This is a genomic window from Bradyrhizobium sp. CCBAU 45384 (assembly GCF_028128665.1).
Classification (GTDB): domain Bacteria; phylum Pseudomonadota; class Alphaproteobacteria; order Rhizobiales; family Xanthobacteraceae; genus Bradyrhizobium; species Bradyrhizobium manausense.
In genome coordinates, this window is the sequence record NZ_LBIZ01000118.1 from 329,432 (window position 1) to 347,160 (window position 17,729).

22 protein-coding genes and 1 other RNA gene are annotated in these 17,729 nt (G+C 62.5%); 11 read left to right on the plus strand and 12 right to left on the minus strand.

The genetic code is table 11. The features are described 5' to 3' along the window. The first annotated feature begins 4 nt into the window (after positions 1-4). From XH80_RS35305 to XH80_RS35315, 3 genes are all read left to right on the plus strand, one after another. Positions 5-250, plus strand: coding sequence for a hypothetical protein (locus XH80_RS35305; RefSeq protein ID WP_271602590.1), 246 nt, complete (start codon positions 5-7; stop codon positions 248-250). Between the two features lie 299 nt (positions 251-549). Then, a complete protein-coding gene (locus XH80_RS35310; RefSeq protein WP_271602591.1) occupies positions 550-675 on the plus strand; it encodes a hypothetical protein in 126 nt (41 codons plus the stop codon). A gap of 93 nt (positions 676-768) precedes the next feature. Continuing rightward, positions 769-1,212 (plus strand): c-type cytochrome, encoded by a 444-nt coding sequence (locus XH80_RS35315; protein ID WP_271602592.1) that lies wholly within the window; start codon positions 769-771, stop codon positions 1,210-1,212. Between the two features lie 59 nt (positions 1,213-1,271). On the opposite strand, the gene XH80_RS35320 is transcribed toward XH80_RS35315, so the two are convergent. After that, positions 1,272-1,634 (minus strand): hypothetical protein, encoded by a 363-nt coding sequence (locus XH80_RS35320; protein WP_271602593.1) that lies wholly within the window; start codon positions 1,632-1,634, stop codon positions 1,272-1,274. 279 nt (positions 1,635-1,913) lie between these two features. Here XH80_RS35320 and XH80_RS35325 point away from each other — a divergent pair, with 279 nt between their 5' ends. Continuing rightward, positions 1,914-2,348 carry an NlpC/P60 family protein gene (locus XH80_RS35325; RefSeq protein WP_271602594.1) on the plus strand — a complete coding sequence of 145 codons (435 nt, stop codon included), beginning with the start codon at positions 1,914-1,916 and terminating at the stop codon, positions 2,346-2,348. Between the two features lie 226 nt (positions 2,349-2,574). Continuing rightward, positions 2,575-3,480 carry an orotidine-5'-phosphate decarboxylase gene (pyrF, locus tag XH80_RS35330; RefSeq protein WP_271602595.1) on the plus strand — a complete coding sequence of 302 codons (906 nt, stop codon included), beginning with the start codon at positions 2,575-2,577 and terminating at the stop codon, positions 3,478-3,480. A gap of 105 nt (positions 3,481-3,585) precedes the next feature. Here pyrF and XH80_RS43780 read toward each other — a convergent pair whose 3' ends face one another. Beyond that, positions 3,586-3,978, minus strand: coding sequence for a hypothetical protein (locus XH80_RS43780; RefSeq protein WP_333931513.1), 393 nt, complete (start codon positions 3,976-3,978; stop codon positions 3,586-3,588). Positions 3,979-4,005: 27 nt separating this feature from the next. Between XH80_RS43780 and XH80_RS35340 the strand changes: the two genes are divergently transcribed. After that, positions 4,006-4,371, plus strand: coding sequence for a response regulator (locus XH80_RS35340; protein WP_271602596.1), 366 nt, complete (start codon positions 4,006-4,008; stop codon positions 4,369-4,371). Positions 4,372-4,390: 19 nt separating this feature from the next. Here the strand turns inward: XH80_RS35340 and XH80_RS35345 are convergent, their stop codons facing one another. Continuing rightward, on the minus strand, positions 4,391-4,888 hold the full coding sequence (locus tag XH80_RS35345; protein ID WP_271602597.1) for a GNAT family N-acetyltransferase: 498 nt from the start codon (positions 4,886-4,888) through the stop codon (positions 4,391-4,393). A gap of 120 nt (positions 4,889-5,008) precedes the next feature. Here XH80_RS35345 and XH80_RS35350 point away from each other — a divergent pair, with 120 nt between their 5' ends. Both XH80_RS35350 and XH80_RS35355 read left to right on the plus strand, forming a co-directional pair. After that, positions 5,009-5,275, plus strand: a complete 267-nt coding sequence (locus tag XH80_RS35350; RefSeq protein WP_271602598.1) for a hypothetical protein — start codon at positions 5,009-5,011, stop codon at positions 5,273-5,275. Positions 5,276-5,442: 167 nt separating this feature from the next. Beyond that, positions 5,443-6,198: an outer membrane protein gene (locus XH80_RS35355; RefSeq protein WP_271602599.1), complete on the plus strand. Its 756-nt coding sequence runs from the start codon at positions 5,443-5,445 to the stop codon at positions 6,196-6,198. Between the two features lie 171 nt (positions 6,199-6,369). On the opposite strand, the gene XH80_RS35360 is transcribed toward XH80_RS35355, so the two are convergent. The 9 genes from XH80_RS35360 to ssrA all read right to left on the minus strand — a co-directional run bounded on the left by XH80_RS35360 (position 6,370) and on the right by ssrA (position 15,640). Next, positions 6,370-8,076 carry a response regulator gene (locus XH80_RS35360; RefSeq protein ID WP_271602600.1) on the minus strand — a complete coding sequence of 569 codons (1,707 nt, stop codon included), beginning with the start codon at positions 8,074-8,076 and terminating at the stop codon, positions 6,370-6,372. Further along, a complete protein-coding gene (locus tag XH80_RS35365) occupies positions 8,073-9,587 on the minus strand; it encodes an ATPase domain-containing protein (protein WP_271602601.1) in 1,515 nt (504 codons plus the stop codon). Before XH80_RS35365 ends, XH80_RS35360 begins: the two co-directional genes overlap by 4 nt. Positions 9,588-10,128: 541 nt before the next feature. Further along, a complete protein-coding gene (gene feoB, locus XH80_RS35370) occupies positions 10,129-12,000 on the minus strand; it encodes a ferrous iron transporter B (protein WP_271602602.1) in 1,872 nt (623 codons plus the stop codon). Between the two features lie 25 nt (positions 12,001-12,025). Beyond that, on the minus strand, positions 12,026-12,301 hold the full coding sequence (locus XH80_RS35375) for a FeoA family protein (RefSeq protein WP_237866121.1): 276 nt from the start codon (positions 12,299-12,301) through the stop codon (positions 12,026-12,028). Between the two features lie 109 nt (positions 12,302-12,410). Beyond that, on the minus strand, positions 12,411-12,656 hold the full coding sequence (locus XH80_RS35380; RefSeq protein ID WP_057747235.1) for a ribbon-helix-helix domain-containing protein: 246 nt from the start codon (positions 12,654-12,656) through the stop codon (positions 12,411-12,413). Further along, complete coding sequence (locus tag XH80_RS35385; protein ID WP_220006107.1) at positions 12,653-12,841, minus strand: DUF4169 family protein; 189 nt, start codon at positions 12,839-12,841, stop codon at positions 12,653-12,655. Before XH80_RS35385 ends, XH80_RS35380 begins: the two co-directional genes overlap by 4 nt. 284 nt (positions 12,842-13,125) lie before the next feature. Continuing rightward, positions 13,126-14,553: a class II fumarate hydratase gene (gene fumC / locus XH80_RS35390; protein WP_271602791.1), complete on the minus strand. Its 1,428-nt coding sequence runs from the start codon at positions 14,551-14,553 to the stop codon at positions 13,126-13,128. An 89-nt stretch (positions 14,554-14,642) separates the two neighbouring features. Beyond that, complete coding sequence (locus XH80_RS35395) at positions 14,643-15,158, minus strand: SspB family protein (protein WP_271602603.1); 516 nt, start codon at positions 15,156-15,158, stop codon at positions 14,643-14,645. A 115-nt stretch (positions 15,159-15,273) separates the two neighbouring features. After that, positions 15,274-15,640, minus strand: a transfer-messenger RNA (tmRNA) gene (gene ssrA, locus XH80_RS35400). Between the two features lie 93 nt (positions 15,641-15,733). Here ssrA and XH80_RS35405 point away from each other — a divergent pair. The 3 genes from XH80_RS35405 to XH80_RS35415 all read left to right on the plus strand — a co-directional run bounded on the left by XH80_RS35405 (position 15,734) and on the right by XH80_RS35415 (position 17,722). Next, a complete protein-coding gene (locus XH80_RS35405) occupies positions 15,734-16,339 on the plus strand; it encodes a chromate transporter (RefSeq protein WP_271602604.1) in 606 nt (201 codons plus the stop codon). Further along, positions 16,336-16,866, plus strand: a complete 531-nt coding sequence (locus XH80_RS35410; protein ID WP_271602605.1) for a chromate transporter — start codon at positions 16,336-16,338, stop codon at positions 16,864-16,866. The genes XH80_RS35405 and XH80_RS35410 overlap by 4 nt, the downstream gene beginning before the upstream one ends. Before the next feature lie 94 nt (positions 16,867-16,960). Then, a complete protein-coding gene (locus XH80_RS35415; RefSeq protein WP_271602606.1) occupies positions 16,961-17,722 on the plus strand; it encodes a tripartite tricarboxylate transporter TctB family protein in 762 nt (253 codons plus the stop codon). The last annotated feature ends 7 nt before the right edge of the window (positions 17,723-17,729 follow it).

The window sequence follows — 17,729 nt, forward strand, 5'->3', positions numbered from 1 at the left end:
TGCAATGTTGCCTCAATTCGGCACCGCGATTCGCAAGAACAAGAGCCTCGCCAAGCCGCTTCCCGCCGAGACGGGCGGGGCAGCTCCGGAGAAGGCCACGGTCGACGCCGCATGGCTCGTGCTGGAAGCCGCCAACGATCTGGGCGACCACGCCGCGATCGAAGCCTGCCGCCGCGTCATCGACGCCGAGCTGAACGGCACGGTCGCCGCCAGTGCGGATACCGATCTCGTGGTCGGGTATTTCAGGTAACGACGTCAAGCTCACCCCTCACAGTCGCGCGAGCTATCGTAGGGTGGGCAAAGCGAAGCGTGCCCACGCTTTCTATCGTAGCGCCGGATTCGTGGGCACGGCGCAAGTGTGCCTTTGCCCACCCTACGATCTTCTGGTCACGCCTCCTACCTTGGTCCCATTTACCCTGCCTGAATCCTTCGTCTGAATAGCACCGCGTCGCTTCTGCATTCGCAGCATGGCGAGGCATCGCGCGAATCGTGGTGCGCCAGCGTCATGCCGGTTGGGTTTGCGGGGCTTGCTGGAAACGGGAGATGGCCATGCTCTATCTGCCACTCATGATCTTCGATCTGTTCCTGGACCTGCTGGATCTCATGGCGAATTCGTCCGAGGCGCATGGGCAGAAGCCATCGCCCCGAAAGCCGACCGTCATCATGCTTGAATAGGAGTGGCATCGGCGGCGGGCTCGCTCGGGAGTGCGGTTGCCCGCTGATCTCTCTGCGTTGCGGACTGGTTCGGACAAATCCGGGAGGCGAGTGGTGGCAATCTATTTCACGGTCCCCGCAGTGGCCTGCGCGATGCTTCTCGCTGCGCCCGACGCATCCGCGGCGGAGTCGGATGAATTCAGGCTTGTCACACCGCCGCTCAGCATGTTCAGGGAGCAGATACGGCCCTCGGCCTCCGAGTTGCCGGTGCCGCCGGGATATACGCGGGACCACATCGTGTTGGGCGACCGCGTGTTCCACGGCGAGGCCGCGAATGGGCAATGCAGTGTTTGTCACGGCATCGACGGCAAGGGAACGCCCAACGGCAATGATCTGACCGCCGGCATGTTCGTCTGGAGCGACGGCAGCGTCCGTGAGCTAAAGCGCACGATCCTGCACAACATGGCCGTGGTGCCGGGCATGGACGGTGACCTCAAGCCGGATGACGTCGATGCGGTCGCGGCCTATGTCTGGGCCATCAGCCATCCGCTTCAGTGAGGGGAGCGCAAGGGCTGCCTCACTGCTTGAGATCGCACTTCTGCTTATGGACGTCCGGCTCAGCCGCAATTCCAGATCGCGCCGATCGGCGTCCGAGTCCAGCACGGACCGAAACTGCCGCCATTGTAGCGAGAGCTGCCAAAGCCGGGCCGGCCGAAATAGTGCCATTCGCCGTCGAAGAAACGGTAATAGGCCGGCACCGGATCGATGTACCAGGGGCGCTGGTTTTCGCGCGCGTAACGACGAAAGCCGTTCTTCTGCATGAAGATCGGCTGGGTGTTGCTCAGCGGCTGGCGATAGCCCGGCAGGAAGCCGTAGCCGTGCCAGGCTTGCTTGGGCTTTTTCGCGACGGCCTCGGCAGGCGCAACGGCCGATAGCAGCGACAGGATGGCAGCAACAAATAGACAGAGAAGGCGTGACATGGTCAGACCATAGACAGCCGGTCGCGCGAAAGCCATTCAAATCAGAGTGGGATTGTCACAGGCTTGCTGTTTAGCCTCATCCTGAGGAGACCGCTGGAAGCGGTCGTCTCGAAGGACGAGGCGTGCGTGCAGGTCGCGCAAGGAGCCCGTATGCGACGGCCCTCGGCTGCGAGGGACTTCTTGCCGGTTTCGGCGGTCTCTCGCCATAGCGACATCCCTTGTTTGTTTCAGTACAGTGGACTCCGGAGTCAGATCTTCGCGGACGGGCAGGTTTTCAGAATGATCAGGAGCATCGCGGCGGACATGATACCCGAGCACTTCTGGCACCTTAGATACGATCCAAACCACGATCCGAACACGCCGACGCTGCCAAGCCTATTCGAAAGCCCAAATTGCCAGAATTTTGCCTACGCTCTGCTCAAGCACTTCGGATTTGAAATAAGTCCATTTCGGTCGAGCAACCTGTGGGAGGACGGCAACGAGACCTATGTCGTCTCAGATGAGTTGAGGCCGCTCGATCTTCTGCTTTTCAATCGGACCAAAAACCCTTGGGGAGCGCATGTCGCACTTCATCTCGGTGAGGATCGTGCCATTCATCTCAGCAAAAAGCAGTCAGCACCGGTGATCTGGCCGGTGGCCCAATTCCTCGAGCTTGCGGAGTACCGAACCTTCATCGGGGCAAAGCGGCTCCGAAAGGTGGGCGTTGAGCCATAGTCGAACGCGCTGCTTTCGCTAGCGCCTAGCTCTTGCGAAACCCATCATTGCATACGAGTGTGTTGCAGCGTGATGGGTTTCGCAAGGGTTCACCCCATCCTACAAACTCACCCATCCGACGAACTGAGGACAGCATGACGCGTCGGAGATTTATAGCGATTGGCGTTGGAGTGCCGGCTTGGCCTTGGTTCGACCGAAACTTCCTGATGCCGTTGGAGAGCTAGCGATGACCACTCTCTCTTGGATCGACCTCGTCGAGAGGAATGCCACCGAGTTTGGCGAGCTGGTGGCGGGCATCGATCCATACCTGCCTGAGCTTCCTGCCTTTTTCGATCACAGAGGAGACGGCTCATGGATTGAAGACTACGTCACATTCATGCTTGAGCTACTCAAGGGCCAGGTGGGCTTTGTAAAGTTTCAGTCCGCATATTTTGAAGCCTGCGGACTAAGGGGCCTGACGGCACTATCGGCCGGCATTGCACAGGCGAAGGCCAACGGGATGGCGGTCATTCTCGATGCCAAGCGAGGTGACATCGGATCGACTGCAGCGGCCTACGCCCGGGCCTATCTCACCCCGGCCTCGGCCGGTGGCAGCGGCGACTTCGAAGTCGATTGCCTGACAGTCGCTCCATTCATGGGCCCGGATACGCTGGAGCCTTTCGTCGATTGCTCGCGTAGCTACGGTAAGGGTCTGTTTGTTCTCTGCAGAACATCAAATCCGGGCGCAGGTTGGCTTCAAGACAAGGTGGCAGGGAACAGGCTGATCTCTGAACATGTTGCAGACTTGATCGCCAATATTGGGCCTCCGCTGGAGGGTGCGCAACGTCTGAGCGCGATTGGCGCGGTTATTGGTGCAACGGCAGTTCATGAGGGCAGGCGGTTGCGGCAGCTCATGCCGCGATCGATCATACTTGCACCCGGGTTGGGCGCGCAGGGCGCGGATGCCGCCACGATCGGCGCCATGCGCGGACAATTCGATGGCGATCTCCTCCTCCCAGTTTCGCGCGGTCTTTCGGCTGTCGTCGATCGCAATCTTGATGCAGACGCGTATCGCAATCTCGTGCTGGAAAGAACCGCTACGTTCAAGCTCCTATCCACGCGACGCAGCGGCCTTGCCCGAACGAGCGCGTGACGCTTTGACGCCAAGGGCGGACGCGGTGCGAAGGATGGCAGTCCGTAGCATCACAAAAAGGCCCCGCCGAAGCGAGGCCTCCTTGTTTCACGATGCTGGCACGAACTAATCGTCGTCCCAGTGGTGACGGCGGATCACGACGCCGCGATCGTAGTCGCGATCATGGTGGTACCAGCCATGATGCCAGCCGCGATCGTGCTCGTAGATGCGGGCACGCGGGCCGTAATAGTCATCGCGGTCGCCGCCGACATAGACGCCGAAGCCGGCCGCATTGGCGATGGTGGGGGCACCGATTGCGAGTGTCGCAACTGCCGCAAGAGCGTAAGTCAGCTTCCTCATCTGTTCCTCCTCCTTCTGCATCGTCGGTTCGTCAACGGATGCCGCCGCCGCCTGTTGCAGGAACTGACAAGAAACTTTCTTGAATGGGTGTTCAGGTTTCACGCACGCCATCGTCAGAAAGCCAAAAACATATGTTGCGTTGCGGATGAACTGGAACATTTGTATCGCGTGAGCCAAAGGTCCAACATGTCGGAACCGCCTTCGATCCTGATCGTGGAGGACGAATATCCGCTGCAGGGCGTGCTCGAGAGCGTGCTGGCGGATGCAGGCTTTGCCTCCGACATCCTTTCGTCCGGCGAAGAGGCGATGACGGTGTTCCTCGCGCGCGGCAAGCGTCACAAGGCGCTGGTGACCGACGTCTATCTCAGCGGCAAGCTCAATGGTTGGGATCTCGCGCGGAGAATGCGGGAAAAGCATCCGGCCCTTCCGGTCGTGTACATCACCGGCGGCGCGGGTGCTGCATTGTGGAAGTCACAAGGCGTGCCCAACAGCCTGTTGCTGGAAAAGCCGTTTCATCCCGAACACCTGGTTGCGGCGCTCACGAGGCTGTGAGCCGCGGGCATGTCAGGCGTCATCGCCTGATGCGATAGATCACGACGTCCTCGCCACGATGCGTCGTGTGTTTCTCCAGTGCATAGCCTGCCTTCTCCAGCACGCGCCGCGAGACGCCGTGCTCGAGGGAGACGAGACCGATCAGGGACGGCAGCTTCAGTTGTGACAGCCCGATGTCGGTCAGCGCGGTCGCGATCTCGCTCGCGAGCCCCTGGCCCCAGAGCTCGCGCCTGAACGTGTAGGCAATCTCGATCTCGTCGACGCCGTCGACGGGAATGTGCCTGATGCCCGCCCGCCCGGCGAATGCGCCGTCCTTGGTGCGTAGCGTCCACAGCCCGAAGCCGTGCCGGTCCCAATGCGCCACGTTGGTCGCAACGTAGGCCTTCGTGACCTCGGCGGAACGCACGCCGCCGAGATAGCGGGAGACATCAGGATCGAGATGGAGTGCGACGAGGTCGGCGAGGTGGCCCTCGCGCAGTTTCTCGGCGGTCAATCTGTCGGTGCTGAAACGATCCATGACGACCAACGTGTCGATTGCCCGCGTCAGACAGTCAAGCGCGGGGTTGATCTGGATCAATCGCGAAGATCACGGCCATATGACAACCACCGCTGGGGCGGGTGACAATCGATGGGTGCAATGAATCCGATCTGGTACGTCACCTTTGAAAATCGAAAGAGCGGACTTTTGCCGAGGCAGCGGAGTCCGCGCGAGACAAGGACATTTGCAACCGAGGATGAGGCCAAGCAGTTCGCGCGCGAAAAGTTTGATCAGGGGCTCGCCGTGTTTGCGGGAACGATCAATCCCCACGTTCCCAGACGGCTCATTCCCGCGTCCGACATCCAGGCATGGCTCGCCGATGACAGCGATGGTGCCCCGTCGGCAGGAATCCTGCAAAACGAGTAAGCACGGTATCGTGCACTTCGATATCGCTTGGGTGTTGCCATTTTGATACGGGCCAAAACACCCCTCGCGCTTAAACTTCAGGATGTTCGTGGAACTTATGCACGCCAACCTGCATAAGGGCCGGTTTTTTTTGAACGATCGAGAATTGAGAAAAAGGGGACGAAACGATGAAAAAGCTCTCAATGGCGGCGATCAGCGTCGCGACGCTGAGCCTGGCAGCTCCGGCCATGGCGGCCGACATGGCTGTCAAGGCGCCGCCGCCGGCACCGGTGGCGGCAATCTACAACTGGAGCGGATTTTACATCGGCGCCAATGGTGGCTGGGGGCAGAGCCACAATTGCGTCGATTTCCTGACGCCCGCGGGAACAGTTGCAGGTGGTTGCGCTGATCGCTCCGGTGGCGTTTTGGGTGGGCAGATCGGGTATCGATGGCAGACCAATCAATTTGTGTTCGGCCTCGAAGCACAGGGCGATTGGGCCGACCTCAAGCATACGCGGGTGACCCTGATCGATCCACTGGTCTCCACCACGGGCAAAACCGATGGTATCGGCCTGTTCACGGCCCAACTCGGCTGGGCGTGGAACGCGTCATTGTTCTACGTCAAGGGCGGCGCCGCCGTGACGCACAACCGCTTTGACGTCTTCAACAACGTCACCGGTGTCGGGCTGGCCTCCGCAGGCCACACGCGCTGGGGCGGTACGGCTGGTATTGGATGGGAATATGGCTTCGCGCCGAACTGGTCGTTCGGTATCGAATACGATCATCTCTGGATGGGGCGTGACAACACCACCTTCGCCGGCTTCGTCACTCCTGGAGGGGTCACGCTCCTTGGCGACGGCGTCAAGCAGGATGTCGATATGGTCACGCTTCGGGTGAACTACCGCTTCGGTGGCTACAATGCGCCGGTCACCGCCCGCTATTGAGCTTGCGGCTTCCCAGTGACCTCGGCCCCGGCATGTCCGGGGCCTTTTTTTGCCGAAAACAGCGGCAAGCGCGTCACGCGCTGCCGAGGCTTAGAGCATGATCCGGTTATTGACGTGCAACCGCGGCCCTGAACGTCGATGATTGCCCTCTCGATGAGAAGCCGAGCGAAATCAGCATCGGTTGGAGCGCTTGGTGTCCATTTCGCGCCCGAGGTCTGACGTCACCGCTTTCAGCGCTGCGGCCAGTTCCTCGATGTGGTAGGGCTTGGGCAGGATCTGGATTCCCGCCAATTCGGCGTCGTGAACTGCGGCCTCGGAGTATCCGCTGGTCAGGAGCACGGGTATGTCGCTTCGCCGTCGTCTGATTTCGCGGGCGAGCTCCACGCCATTCATGCCGCCGGGCATCATGATGTCGGAAAAGACGAGGTCGACCGTTCGGCCGTCGGCGAGAGCGCCGAGCGCGGCGGCGCCGCTCGCTGCGTGGGTGACCTCGTAGCCGAGCTGTGCGAGCATCTCGCTCACCAGTGCGGCGACCTCGTCGTCGTCTTCGACCAGCAGAATGCGGCCGTGGGTGCTTCTTGTCGGCCGCACCATGTTCAGATCCACGAGGTGCAGCTCTCGGGAGGGAACGTTGTGCGATCGCGGCAGGTAGAGTTCGATGCTGGTGCCTTTGCCGACCTCCGAGCGTATGCGGACCGTCCCCCGCGACTGTGTCGCAAATCCGTGGACCTGGGCGAGGCCGAGCCCCGAGCCCTTTCCGACCTCCTTGGTCGTGAAGAACGGCTCGAAAACGCGCGACAGGATTTCCGGCCCCATGCCGACACCGGTGTCGATGACGGACAACCGCACAAAGTCTCCCACGATCTGCTCGTCCTTCAGATCGGGAAGGTTTTCCCCGCGCACGACGATCGTGCCGCCATTGGGCATGGCGTCACGGGCGTTGACGGCGAGGTTGAGGATCACGAGCTCGAGCTCGCCGGGATCGACCTCAACAGGCCAGAGCGTGTCCGGAAAATCGAACTCGACGTGGACGTCGCCTCGCAGGCTCCGATCGAGCAATTCGCGCATGCCGCCCATCTGCGCAGCAACATCGACCGGCTCTGGCCGGAGTGTCTGCCGGCGAGAGAAGGCAAGAAGCTGCCGGGTCAGGCTGGCCCCGCGCTGCGCCGCCTGAACCATTCCATCCATCAGGCGGCGCCTGCGGTCCGGATCAGCCTGGCGATCGAGCATGTCGAGGCCCCCGGAAATGACCATCAGCAGATTGTTGAAGTCATGCGCCACCCCGCCAGTCAACTGGCCGATGGCTTCGATCTTCTGGGCCTGGCGAAGCGTCTCCTCGACCCGGGCGCGCTCGTTCATTTCAAGGCGTAACTGCTCATTTGCCTCCGCCAGCGCGCGCGTCCTCTCGACCACGAGTTTCTCGAGCTGCTGCGCGGTCTGCTCGCGCGCGGCCAGCAGGGCCCGGACCTCATATTGGCGCCGGCGGGCGCGCAACGCCGACTGAACGGCGCTCGTCAGCGTCATCGGCTGCAGCGGTCGTTCGAGCAGCGAAACGTTGCGAAGCAGCGAGACAAGGCTGCGGCGCCACGCCATCACCGCCGGCTGTTCACGGTGACTGGTCAGGACGACGAAGGGCAGATCCGACCAGGGCGGCTGGCTAGCGATCCATTGTGCCAGCGGCACCGTGTCCTTGCCGAACAGGGCTTCCTCGGCCACGAAGACGGCGCCGACCCCGAGCGCCATCTCGCTGACGAGTTCGGCCAGGTTCCGGCAGTTGACTGCCTCCAGGTTCGCGCTGCGGAACAGCTCGACCGATGCAGGCCCGTCGCGCCCGATCGGAGCAAAGACGAGAATCCGCTGATCCGGCGCGGCGCTCATTCAGCGGTCTCTTCGGACATCGCCGGACCGGTATAACGCGGCGTGCCGGAAAAGATGCCGCTGAAGTCCTTGAGGGGCGGGCCGAGCTTGATGCCGCTGCTGGTAAGCCGGAATTCGCGGATGGTGTGCTCGTGGTCGCCGCTGCGTTTTTTGACGACCGATAGAGCGCGCCGTACCGTACCGGCGACTTCGAAATAGCGCAGCATCAGCACCGCATCGCTCAAATAGCTGATGTCGAGGCTTGTGTCGGTCGGGCCCATCAAGCCATGCTGGGCAAGGATCAGGATGGTCAACACGCCTTGCTGGGCGAGGTAGCTGAGAAGCTCGTGCATTTGCAGGATGAGAAAGCGTTCGTCCGGCATCGCGTTCAGATAGCCGTTCAGGCTGTCGATGACGACGATTCGGGCATTGTCACGCTCGACGCTGTCCCTCACATTGGCGGCGAACTCGCCGGGCGAGAGCTCGGCCGGATCGACTTGCTGGAAGCGGATCTTGCCTGAATCGATATGCTTGTCGAGATTCAGCCCCAGCGTCCTGGCGCGCGCTTCGACAGTGCCGCGGCCCTCGTCGAACGCAAAGAACACGGCGTGCTCGCCGCGATCCGCCGCCGCGATCGCATAGGTGAGAGCCACCGACGATTTACCCACGCCCGCCGAGCCAATGAGAAGGGCGTTGGTGCCGCGCTCCAGACCGCCGCCCAGAAGCTGATCGAGCTCTGCGTTGCCGCTCGGGGTGAAATCTCCGGTGAATGATCTGTGATGTTCGGCCGCCACGAGCCGGGGAAAGATGGTCAGGCCGCCCTGTTCGATGATGAAGTCGTGATAGCCGCCGCGAAAGCGGATGCCGCGCATCTTGATGACGCGAAGCCGGCGCCGCTCCGCGCCGTAATCGATTGCGAGCTGCTCGAGCATCACGACCCCGTGCGCGATCGAATGCAGTTGCAAATCGTCTTGAGCGGACGACAGGTCGTCGAGCAGGATGACGGTGCAGTTGCGGTTGGTGAAGAAGTGCTTCAAAGCCAGCACCTGACGCCTGTAGCGCAGCGGATTCTGGGCCAAGAGGCGAAGCTCGGACAGGCTGTCGAGCACCACGCGGGTCGGGTTGATCCGCTCGACCTCCTTGAAGATCAGGCCGGTGGTCTCGCTCAGCTCCACCTCGGCCGGATGAAACACGGTGAGCTCGCGGTCCGGATCAAGCGTCGTTTCCGGTGGGACGAGCTCGAAGATGTCGACGCCCTCCAGCGTCCATCCGTGTCGCTGCGCGACGACAGTCAGTTCACGTTTGGTTTCGGAGAGCGAAATGTATAGCACGCGCTCGCCATCCCGCACGCCGCGCAGAAGGAACTGAAGCGCGATCGTCGTCTTGCCGGTCCCGGGCCGTCCCTCATACAGATACATCCGGTTGGCGTCGAACCCGCCGCCGAGGATGTTATCCAGGCCCTCGCTGCCGGTCGAAATTCGCGGCAAATCCGAGGGATTGCTGCCTGGAGCAGCATTGGACGAACCGGTCAATTGAAACCTCTATACGCTCTGGAAAGGCCGCTATTGCCCCGAGCCTCCACGAGGCGAGTCAGGAAAAAAGGTGCGCAATAGGAACTCGCTAGCAGCGATCGAGTTCCCGGCGGCCCCTCATCCGATCCCGGCACAATAGGACGCGAACAGCCCAGGCAGGGTCGGTTCACAATTGCACACAAGCCGCTTTGGAAGTCTTGGAGATAGCGGGAGACGTCGGGGTCGGGATGCAGCGCGACGAGAGTCGAGGTGGTCGTCGCGCAGGCGCTCGACGAGCAGCCACGTCGTGCTGTAGCTATTCATGGAAGCAGATGCTTGTCGGGGATGATGGCATCATGCCAGTGTTTTGCCCGACGGGTCAACGGATTTTCAGAAGTGCATAGTTCGTAGCCCGGATGGAGCCAACGGGGCGCGCATTCGCGCGACCCGTTGGCTCCATCCGGGGGGGGGGGGGGGGGGTTTTTCTGCGCGCTCAAGCCATCGATTTCACAACCCCGTCCACTGTGCATGGGGTTGTTTTCGAGTTTTGGTTTGTGGGGCGCTAGCCGGCGCCCAGCGCGACCGCGACATTGTAGGTCAGAAGGCTCGCCGCATAGGCCAGCACCAGCATGTAGCCGAAGGTCGCCGCCATCCAGGTCCAGCTTCCGGTCTCGCGCCTGATGACGGCGAGCGTGGAGGCGCATTGCGGGGCGAAGATGTACCAGGCGAGCATCGACAGCGCGGTGGCGAGCGACCATTTGCTCGCCAGCACCTGGCCGATCTGCTCGGCCGCCTCCTTGCCGCCTTCGATCGCATAGACGGTGCCGAGCGCAGCGACCGCGACCTCGCGCGCCGCCATGCCCGGGATCAGTGCGACCGCGATCTGCCAGTTGAAGCCGACCGGCGCGAGCAGCGGTTCGATCGCCTTGCCGATGATGGCAGCGAGGCTGAAATTGATCGCGGGCTCGGTCGCGCCCGCCGGCGGCTGCGGGAACGAGGCCAGGAACCAGATCAGCACCATCATCGAGAAGATCGTGGTGCCGGCGCGCTGCAGGAACATTTTTGCGCGGGTGAAGATGCCGATGGCGATCGATTTCAGCCTGGGCACCTTGTAGTCCGGCAGCTCCAGCATGAACGGCGCCGGCGCATAGTCGCGCAGCATGAAGAATTTGATCAGGAACGAGACGACAAGCGCGCTGGTGATGCCGGCGGCATAGAGTCCGAACATCACGAGGCCCTGCAGGTTGATGAAGCCCCAGACGTCCCTCGCCGGAATGAACGCCGAGATGATCAGCGTGTAGACCGGGATGCGTGCCGAGCAGGTCATCAGCGGCGCGATCAGGATCGTGGTCAGCCGGTCGCGCTTGTTGTCGATGACGCGCGTCGCCATGATGCCGGGAATGGCGCAGGCAAAGCTCGACAGGAGCGGAATGAAGGCGCGGCCGTGCAGGCCCGCGCCGCCCATGATGCGGTCCATCAGGAACGCCGCGCGCGCCATGTAGCCGAAATCTTCCAGCAGCAGGATGAACAGGAAGATGAGGATGATCTGCGGCAGGAACACGATCACGCTGCCGACGCCCGCGATCACGCCATTCTGCAGGAAGCTCTGCAGCAGGCCGTCGGGCAGGGTGGCCTGCACGAACGCCCCGAGCGCGTCGAAGCCGGACTTGAGCAGGTCCATCGCCGGCTGCGCCCAGGCGAACACGGCCTGGAACATCACGAACAGGATCAGCGCCAGCACGATCAGGCCGCCGACCGGATGCAGCACGATCGCATCGATCCGCGCGGTCAAGGTGTCGGGTCTTGCAGGCAGGCTGACGCAGTCCGAGATGATGCGGTCGGCCTCGCGCTGGGTCGCGCGCAGCTCGGAGACGCTGAGTGCGCGCCAGCTGTTTTCCTGCGGTTCGGCGGCGAGCCTGGCGGTTATCTCGTCGGTCAGCTTCAAGAGGTCGGCGGTGCCGCCCTTGCGCACCGCGATCGAGGTGACCACGGGCACGCCGAGCTCCTTGGCGAGCCTGACGACGTCGACCGAGATGCCGCGGCGGCTCGCAATGTCGAACATGTTGAGCACCAGCACCAGCGGCCGGCCGGTGCGCTTCAGCTCGAGCAGCAGGCGAATGGTCAGGCGCAGGTTGGTGGAGTCCGCAACGCACAGCACGAGGTCGGGCACGATCTCGCCGGAAGCCTTGCCCAGCACGAAGTCGCGGGTGATCTCCTCGTCCGGGCTGCGGCCGCGCAAGGAATAGGTGCCGGGCAGGTCCACGATCGAGACCTGGCGCCCCAGCGGCGTGACGAAAAAACCTTCCTTGCGCTCGACGGTGACGCCCGGATAGTTCGCGACCTTCTGCCGGCTGCCGGTCAGCGCATTGAACAGCGAGGTCTTGCCGCTGTTTGGCGTGCCCACCAGGGCGAGATGCAGAAGGGGTAATTCCATGGAATCGGATTTCCGGTCGCGTGACTTAAGCGACGATGATGGCCATGGCCTCACGGCGGCGCACCGCGATGGTGATGTTGTCGACACGCACGGCGATCGGGTCGCGCCCGACCAGCCCCTCATGCAGGACCTCGACCCGGGCGCCCTCGACGAAGCCCAGCTCGATCAGCCGGCTCTCGAGCTCGATATCCGAGAGAGCCGAACCCGCCTCCTTGGCGGCGAGGTGCTGAATGACGCCGGTGTAGCCGCGCTGGGCCAGGCCCAGCGGCATCTCGCGGCGCATATCATGAGTGTCGGTCATGCCCTGTATTTTCAACGCAGGGCATGCAGGTCAAGCGCGCACGCCCGTGGAAACTGCACCTTAGAGGGATTTTAAAGTGCAGATCACGAAAAGCGCGGCCAGGCGGTCGCTATTGCGCCGGGACCTTGTCCGGCTGCATGGCGCGGCTCTTGAAGTAGTCGAGCACGAACAGGCGGATCGCCGAGGACAGGTTGCCCTGCTGGCGGGCGCCGTCGATTTCTCCGACGAGCTCGGACAGCGTCATGTTGCGCAGGCCCGAGATCTCCTTCATGCCGTTCCAGAACGCCTCTTCCAGGCTGACGCTGGTCTTGTGGCCGGCGACCACGATCGAACGCTTCACCACGGGCGACTTCATGGCTGCTCCTCGCGATCGATCCGGTGCTGGTCCAGATGCGCCTTCGCCTGGTCCGCCTGCTTCGCCTCCGCCGATCGCTCGGCCTTCGTGCGGCCGAACTTCGTTCGGTTGGCGTCCGCCTGCTTCGCCGAGGCTTCCCGCTCGGCGCGCTTCCTGAAACGATTCAGGTTGATGACGTTCCCCATGCCGCGTCTCCATCACCCGATCCTTTTCGGGCAGGATGTTACATTCAGAAGCAAGGCGCAGCGTCGCGCCCAACAAGACTTGATCGTCGTCATTCGCTCGTCCTCGTCAATCGGCCTCGAGGCCATCAAACGATGAATTTCGCCCCGTCAAGGAGCGGAGGGGGCCTTCCGTAACACGCGTCCCGGCCGCCACATTGACGGTAATCAAATCCTGTCCTTTAAACCTTATAATTATGAGCTTTTAGGGCTCCGTATCACTACGGATGGCTATCGGAATTCGGAATTCATCCTGGCCGCGTCATCTTGTCCGGCTGCACCAGGCGGTCGAATTCGTCGGCCGAGACGAAGCCGAGCCGCAGCGCCTCTTCCTTCAGCGTGGTGCCGTTGGCATGTGCAGTCTTGGCGACCTTGGCGGCGTTGTCGTAGCCGATCTTCGGCGCGAGCGCGGTCACCAGCATCAACGAGCGCTCCATCAACTCCTTGATGTGCTTTTCGTCCGCGCGGATGCCGCTGACACAATGTTCGGTGAAGGAGCGCGCCGCGTCGGCCATCAGGCGGATCGAGTGCAGCATGTTGTAGGCGAGTACGGGCTTGTAGACGTTGAGCTCGAAATGTCCCTGGCTGCCGGCGAGTGTGATCGTTGTGTGATTGCCGAACACCTGGCAGCACACCATGGTCATCGCCTCGCATTGCGTCGGATTGACCTTGCCCGGCATGATCGATGAGCCCGGCTCGTTCTCCGGCAGGATCAGTTCGCCTAACCCCGAGCGCGGGCCAGAGCCGAGCAGGCGGATGTCGTTGGCGATCTTGAACAGGCCTGTGGCGACCGAATTGATGGCGCCGTGCGCCAGCACATAGGCGTCGTTGGACGCGAGCGCCTCGAACTTGTTGGCGGCGCTGGTGAAGGGGAGCTTCGTGATCGCGGCAACGTGCTTTGCAAACAGCTTTGCAAAGCGCGGCTTCGAGTTGAGGCCGGTCCCGACGGCCGTGCCGCCCTGCGCCAGCGGATAGAGATCCCTGACTGCGACCTTCAGCCGCGCGATGCCGCTTTCGACCTGGGCGGCATAGCCGGAAAATTCCTGGCCGAGCGTGAGCGGCGTCGCATCCTGGGTGTGGGTGCGGCCGATCTTCACGATCCTGGCGAACTCCTTCTCCTTCTTGCGCAGCGCGCGGTGCAGTTCGCCGAGGGCAGGGACGAGATCGGCATTGATGCGGCTTGCCGCGGCAATATGCATCGCAGTCGGGAAGGAGTCGTTCGACGACTGGCTCATATTGACGTGGTCGTTGGGATGCACCGGCTTCTTGGCACCAAGCTCGCTGCCCAGAATTTCGTTGGCGCGGTTGGCGATGACCTCGTTGAGGTTCATGTTGCTCTGGGTGCCCGAGCCGGTCTGCCACACCACCAGCGGGAAATGATCGTCGAGCTTGCCCTCGATCACCTCGTGTGCGGCACGGATGATGGCGCCGGCTCTGCGCTTGTCGAGCAGGCCGAGCTCGAGGTTGGACTGTGCCGCCGCAAGCTTGACGATGCCGAGCGCATGGACCAGCGAAATCGGCATGCGATCGATGCCGATGCGGAAATTCTGCCGCGAGCGTTCGGTCTGCGCCCCCCAATAACGATCGGCGGGCACCTCGATGGGACCGAAACTGTCGGTCTCGATGCGGGTCGCGGGGCGAGCGGTCTTCGCAGCTTTGGCCATGGGCACATCCATTCCGCCGCGCGAGGTGCCGCACGGCCTCTTCATGTGCTCTTCTATATAGGGAGTTTGGCCAGACGCGACGGTCTCGCGGCCAGCCTAGATCATTTCTTGCGGAAACGATCGAGCCGCACGACTTCGGCGCCGCCTGGGTTCGGCGGGCTCGGCTCTTCCGCGGTCTCTGTCGGCTCAATGGCAGGCGCGGGCATCGGCACAGCCGACGGGGCAGGGGCGGCCGGCAAATTCTCGCCCGCCACTTCGGCGTCGGAGGTTTCGAACTGAAGGCCGAACTTCACGGACGGGTCGAGGAAGCTCTTGATGGCGCTGAACGGCACCACCAGCCGCTCCGGAATGCCGCCGAAGGACAGGCCGACCTCGAAACGGTCCTCGAGCACGGTCAGGTCCCAGAACTGGTGCTGCAGGATGATCGTCATCTCTTCCGGATATTGCGCCAGCAACCGGCTCGACAGCTTCACGCCCTCAGCCTTCGATACGAAGGTGATGAAGAAATGATGCTCACCCGGCAGGCCGTGGGCCGCAGCGTCAGTCAGCACTTTCTTGACCACGCCGCGCATCGCCTCGCTCGCCAGCACGTCGTATCGGATGTGATCGGTCGCCATGGTGGTCCTGTTGCATTCCAGCAGACGGGCCCCGTCGGCCCCGACTCGCCAAGCCGCAATAGTACCGCGCCTGACGGGTCAGCAGGAGTCCCCGCCGGGAAGGAAATCAGAGCTAAGTGGAGGCTTCTGTTGCCAGGTGCCTCCGAACCCCGCCTAACGGAGCTTAACCCGTTAGGACTTTAAGTTGGTCTTTCAAACTGCGTTACGCAGCCTGAGCAACCGGAGCAAAGTTGTCGTTGGCAACTATTGCAGTAGCCCGATAACGGCGGAACAATACCGGGAAAAAGTACGCCCTTTACGCCCTCGTCGATCCTATTTCGCCCCCGCCAAAGCCCGCTTTCGGGTATGCCCGCTGGTGGGCTTTGGTGGAGGCGCCGGGTACCGCCCCCGGGTCCGAATGGTTTATTGCGACGACCGTTTATTTCCATAGCCGGCGAACCGGCACTCCCAATATAGGGGGCAAAGGTTTCAAAAAACAGGGGTTTCGAGCGGAAAGGCGGGTTCCCTTTGGATAGGTCCGAGATGGGCCGGAGCTGATCTTGGCCGCCCTCCGGCTCGCGTTCTAAGCTCCTGACATGTCCACGGATTCAGCGCCGGCCGCCCAAGCGTCGGATCATCCCGCCTTTCACGTCCCTCCGCCCGGCCTGATAGCGCTGTTCCTGGCCTTTGGCCGGATGTCGCTGGCCGGGTTCGGCGGCGTCCTGGTATTCGCCCGGCACGCCATCGTCGACCAGCACCGCTGGATGACCGCGGACGAGTTCAACGAGACCTTCGCGCTCTGCCATTTCCTGCCTGGGCCCAACATCGTCAATCTGTCGATGGTGTTCGGATCGCGGCTGCGTGGCATCGCCGGCGGTGTCGCGGCCTTCACCGGCCTGCTATTGCCGCCGACGCTGATCATGACGGTGCTTGCGATCATCTACTTCAGGTTCGGCGATGCGGAGGTGCTGCGTCGTAGTCTCGCGGGCATCTCCTGCGCCGCGGTCGGCCTGCTGATCGCCGTGGTCTTCAGGATGATGACGCCGCTGCTCAAGCGGATGGACGTCGTCGTGCTCATCATGATGCTTGGCGTGTTCACAGCCATTGGCGTGTTTCGCTGGCCCTTGCAGGCGGTGTTGCTCATCGCGATTCCGTTCAGCATCGCGGCTACCTATGTGATGCGACGGAAGGCAGCAGCATGAGCAGCCAGAACCCGATCTGGGCGCTGATCTCCACCTTTGGACTGATGTCTCTATTCGCGGTCGGCGGCGCTGCTGCCGCAGTGCCCGAGATGCACCGCATCGCTGTCGATGTGCATCACTGGATGACCGAGAAGCAGTTCGCGGACGCCTATGCGATCGCGCAGCTTTCGCCGGGTCCAAACGTGCTGATCGTCACGCTGATCGGCTATGCCGTTGCCGGCATTCCAGGCGCGCTGGCCGCGACACTGGCGATGTGCCTGCCGACCGCCCTGCTTGCCTACTGTGTCGCCCGGCTGCTGAACCGGCCGAGCCAATCGCACTGGCCGGCGCTGATCCAGGCTGCCCTGGTTCCACTGTCGATCGGATTGATGGCGGCAAGTGCCTTGATCCTCGCACAGGCGATCGATCGCAGCATTGCTGCGCTGCTTCTGACCGCGACAATTGCGGTGATCGCCTCCGTCTCGCGCGTCAATCCGCTGTGGCTTCTGCTCGCGGGCGGACTGTTGGGTTTTGCTGGTATTGTGTGATGAAAATCGCTAGGCAATGATCCGGGGCGGGGATCCATTTCCAGCCGATTAGAACAACAGTGCTCGTGACTTACGGGTCGCGGAGGAGACATGCATGGCCGACACAATGGGCCACTCGGCAACAGCCACCCGAAACACCTCGGTGGCGCTCGGCTTCTGCCTGCTGGCGCTCGCACCCCAGATTTTCGAATTGATCTGGTCGATCGGGACGATCTTCGGCTGGGGCGCTGGACGCGGTCCGGCCACGGTCCTGATCAGCCACACGACGGCGCTCGTCGCCGGCGCGCCCGCTGCGCTGCTTGGCGCGATCGGCGGTGAGACCAAGAAGGCGTCATCGGATGTCTTGCTGGCGCTGATCTATTCCTATCCGTTGTTCGCAGTGGCATTCGTCACCCTGTTCATGACGATCAAGTCGGCGCAGGACTATATCGGCGGCGTCATCCTGATGGCGCTGGCGCTGTTCGCACTGTGGGCCTCGAGCGATTTGCAGGGCATGCGCGGCTTCTCCTTCGGTGCGGGCACCGCGCCGCGGATGTTCGGCGGATTGCTGGTGGCTCTGTCTGCCGCGATCGCCCTGACGGGTCTTTTGAACGAGGGACCGGCGCTGGCACATTATTCCTGGCGCGGGCCGCTGTTCGTGATGTGCGCGATCCTGTTCTTTGCCCTGGCGATCCGGCCGCTCGGCCTCGTGGTCTCGGCATTCATGAGCTTCATGATCGCCGCACTGGGATCGCATGAAACACGATGGGCCGAGGCCGCCATCGTCGGCGCCTGCCTGACAGCCGGCTGCGCGCTGCTCTTCCCTTACGTGCTCGGCCTGCCGATGCCGATGTTCCCGCGTTTCCTGGTTCAGTGAGGCTGTC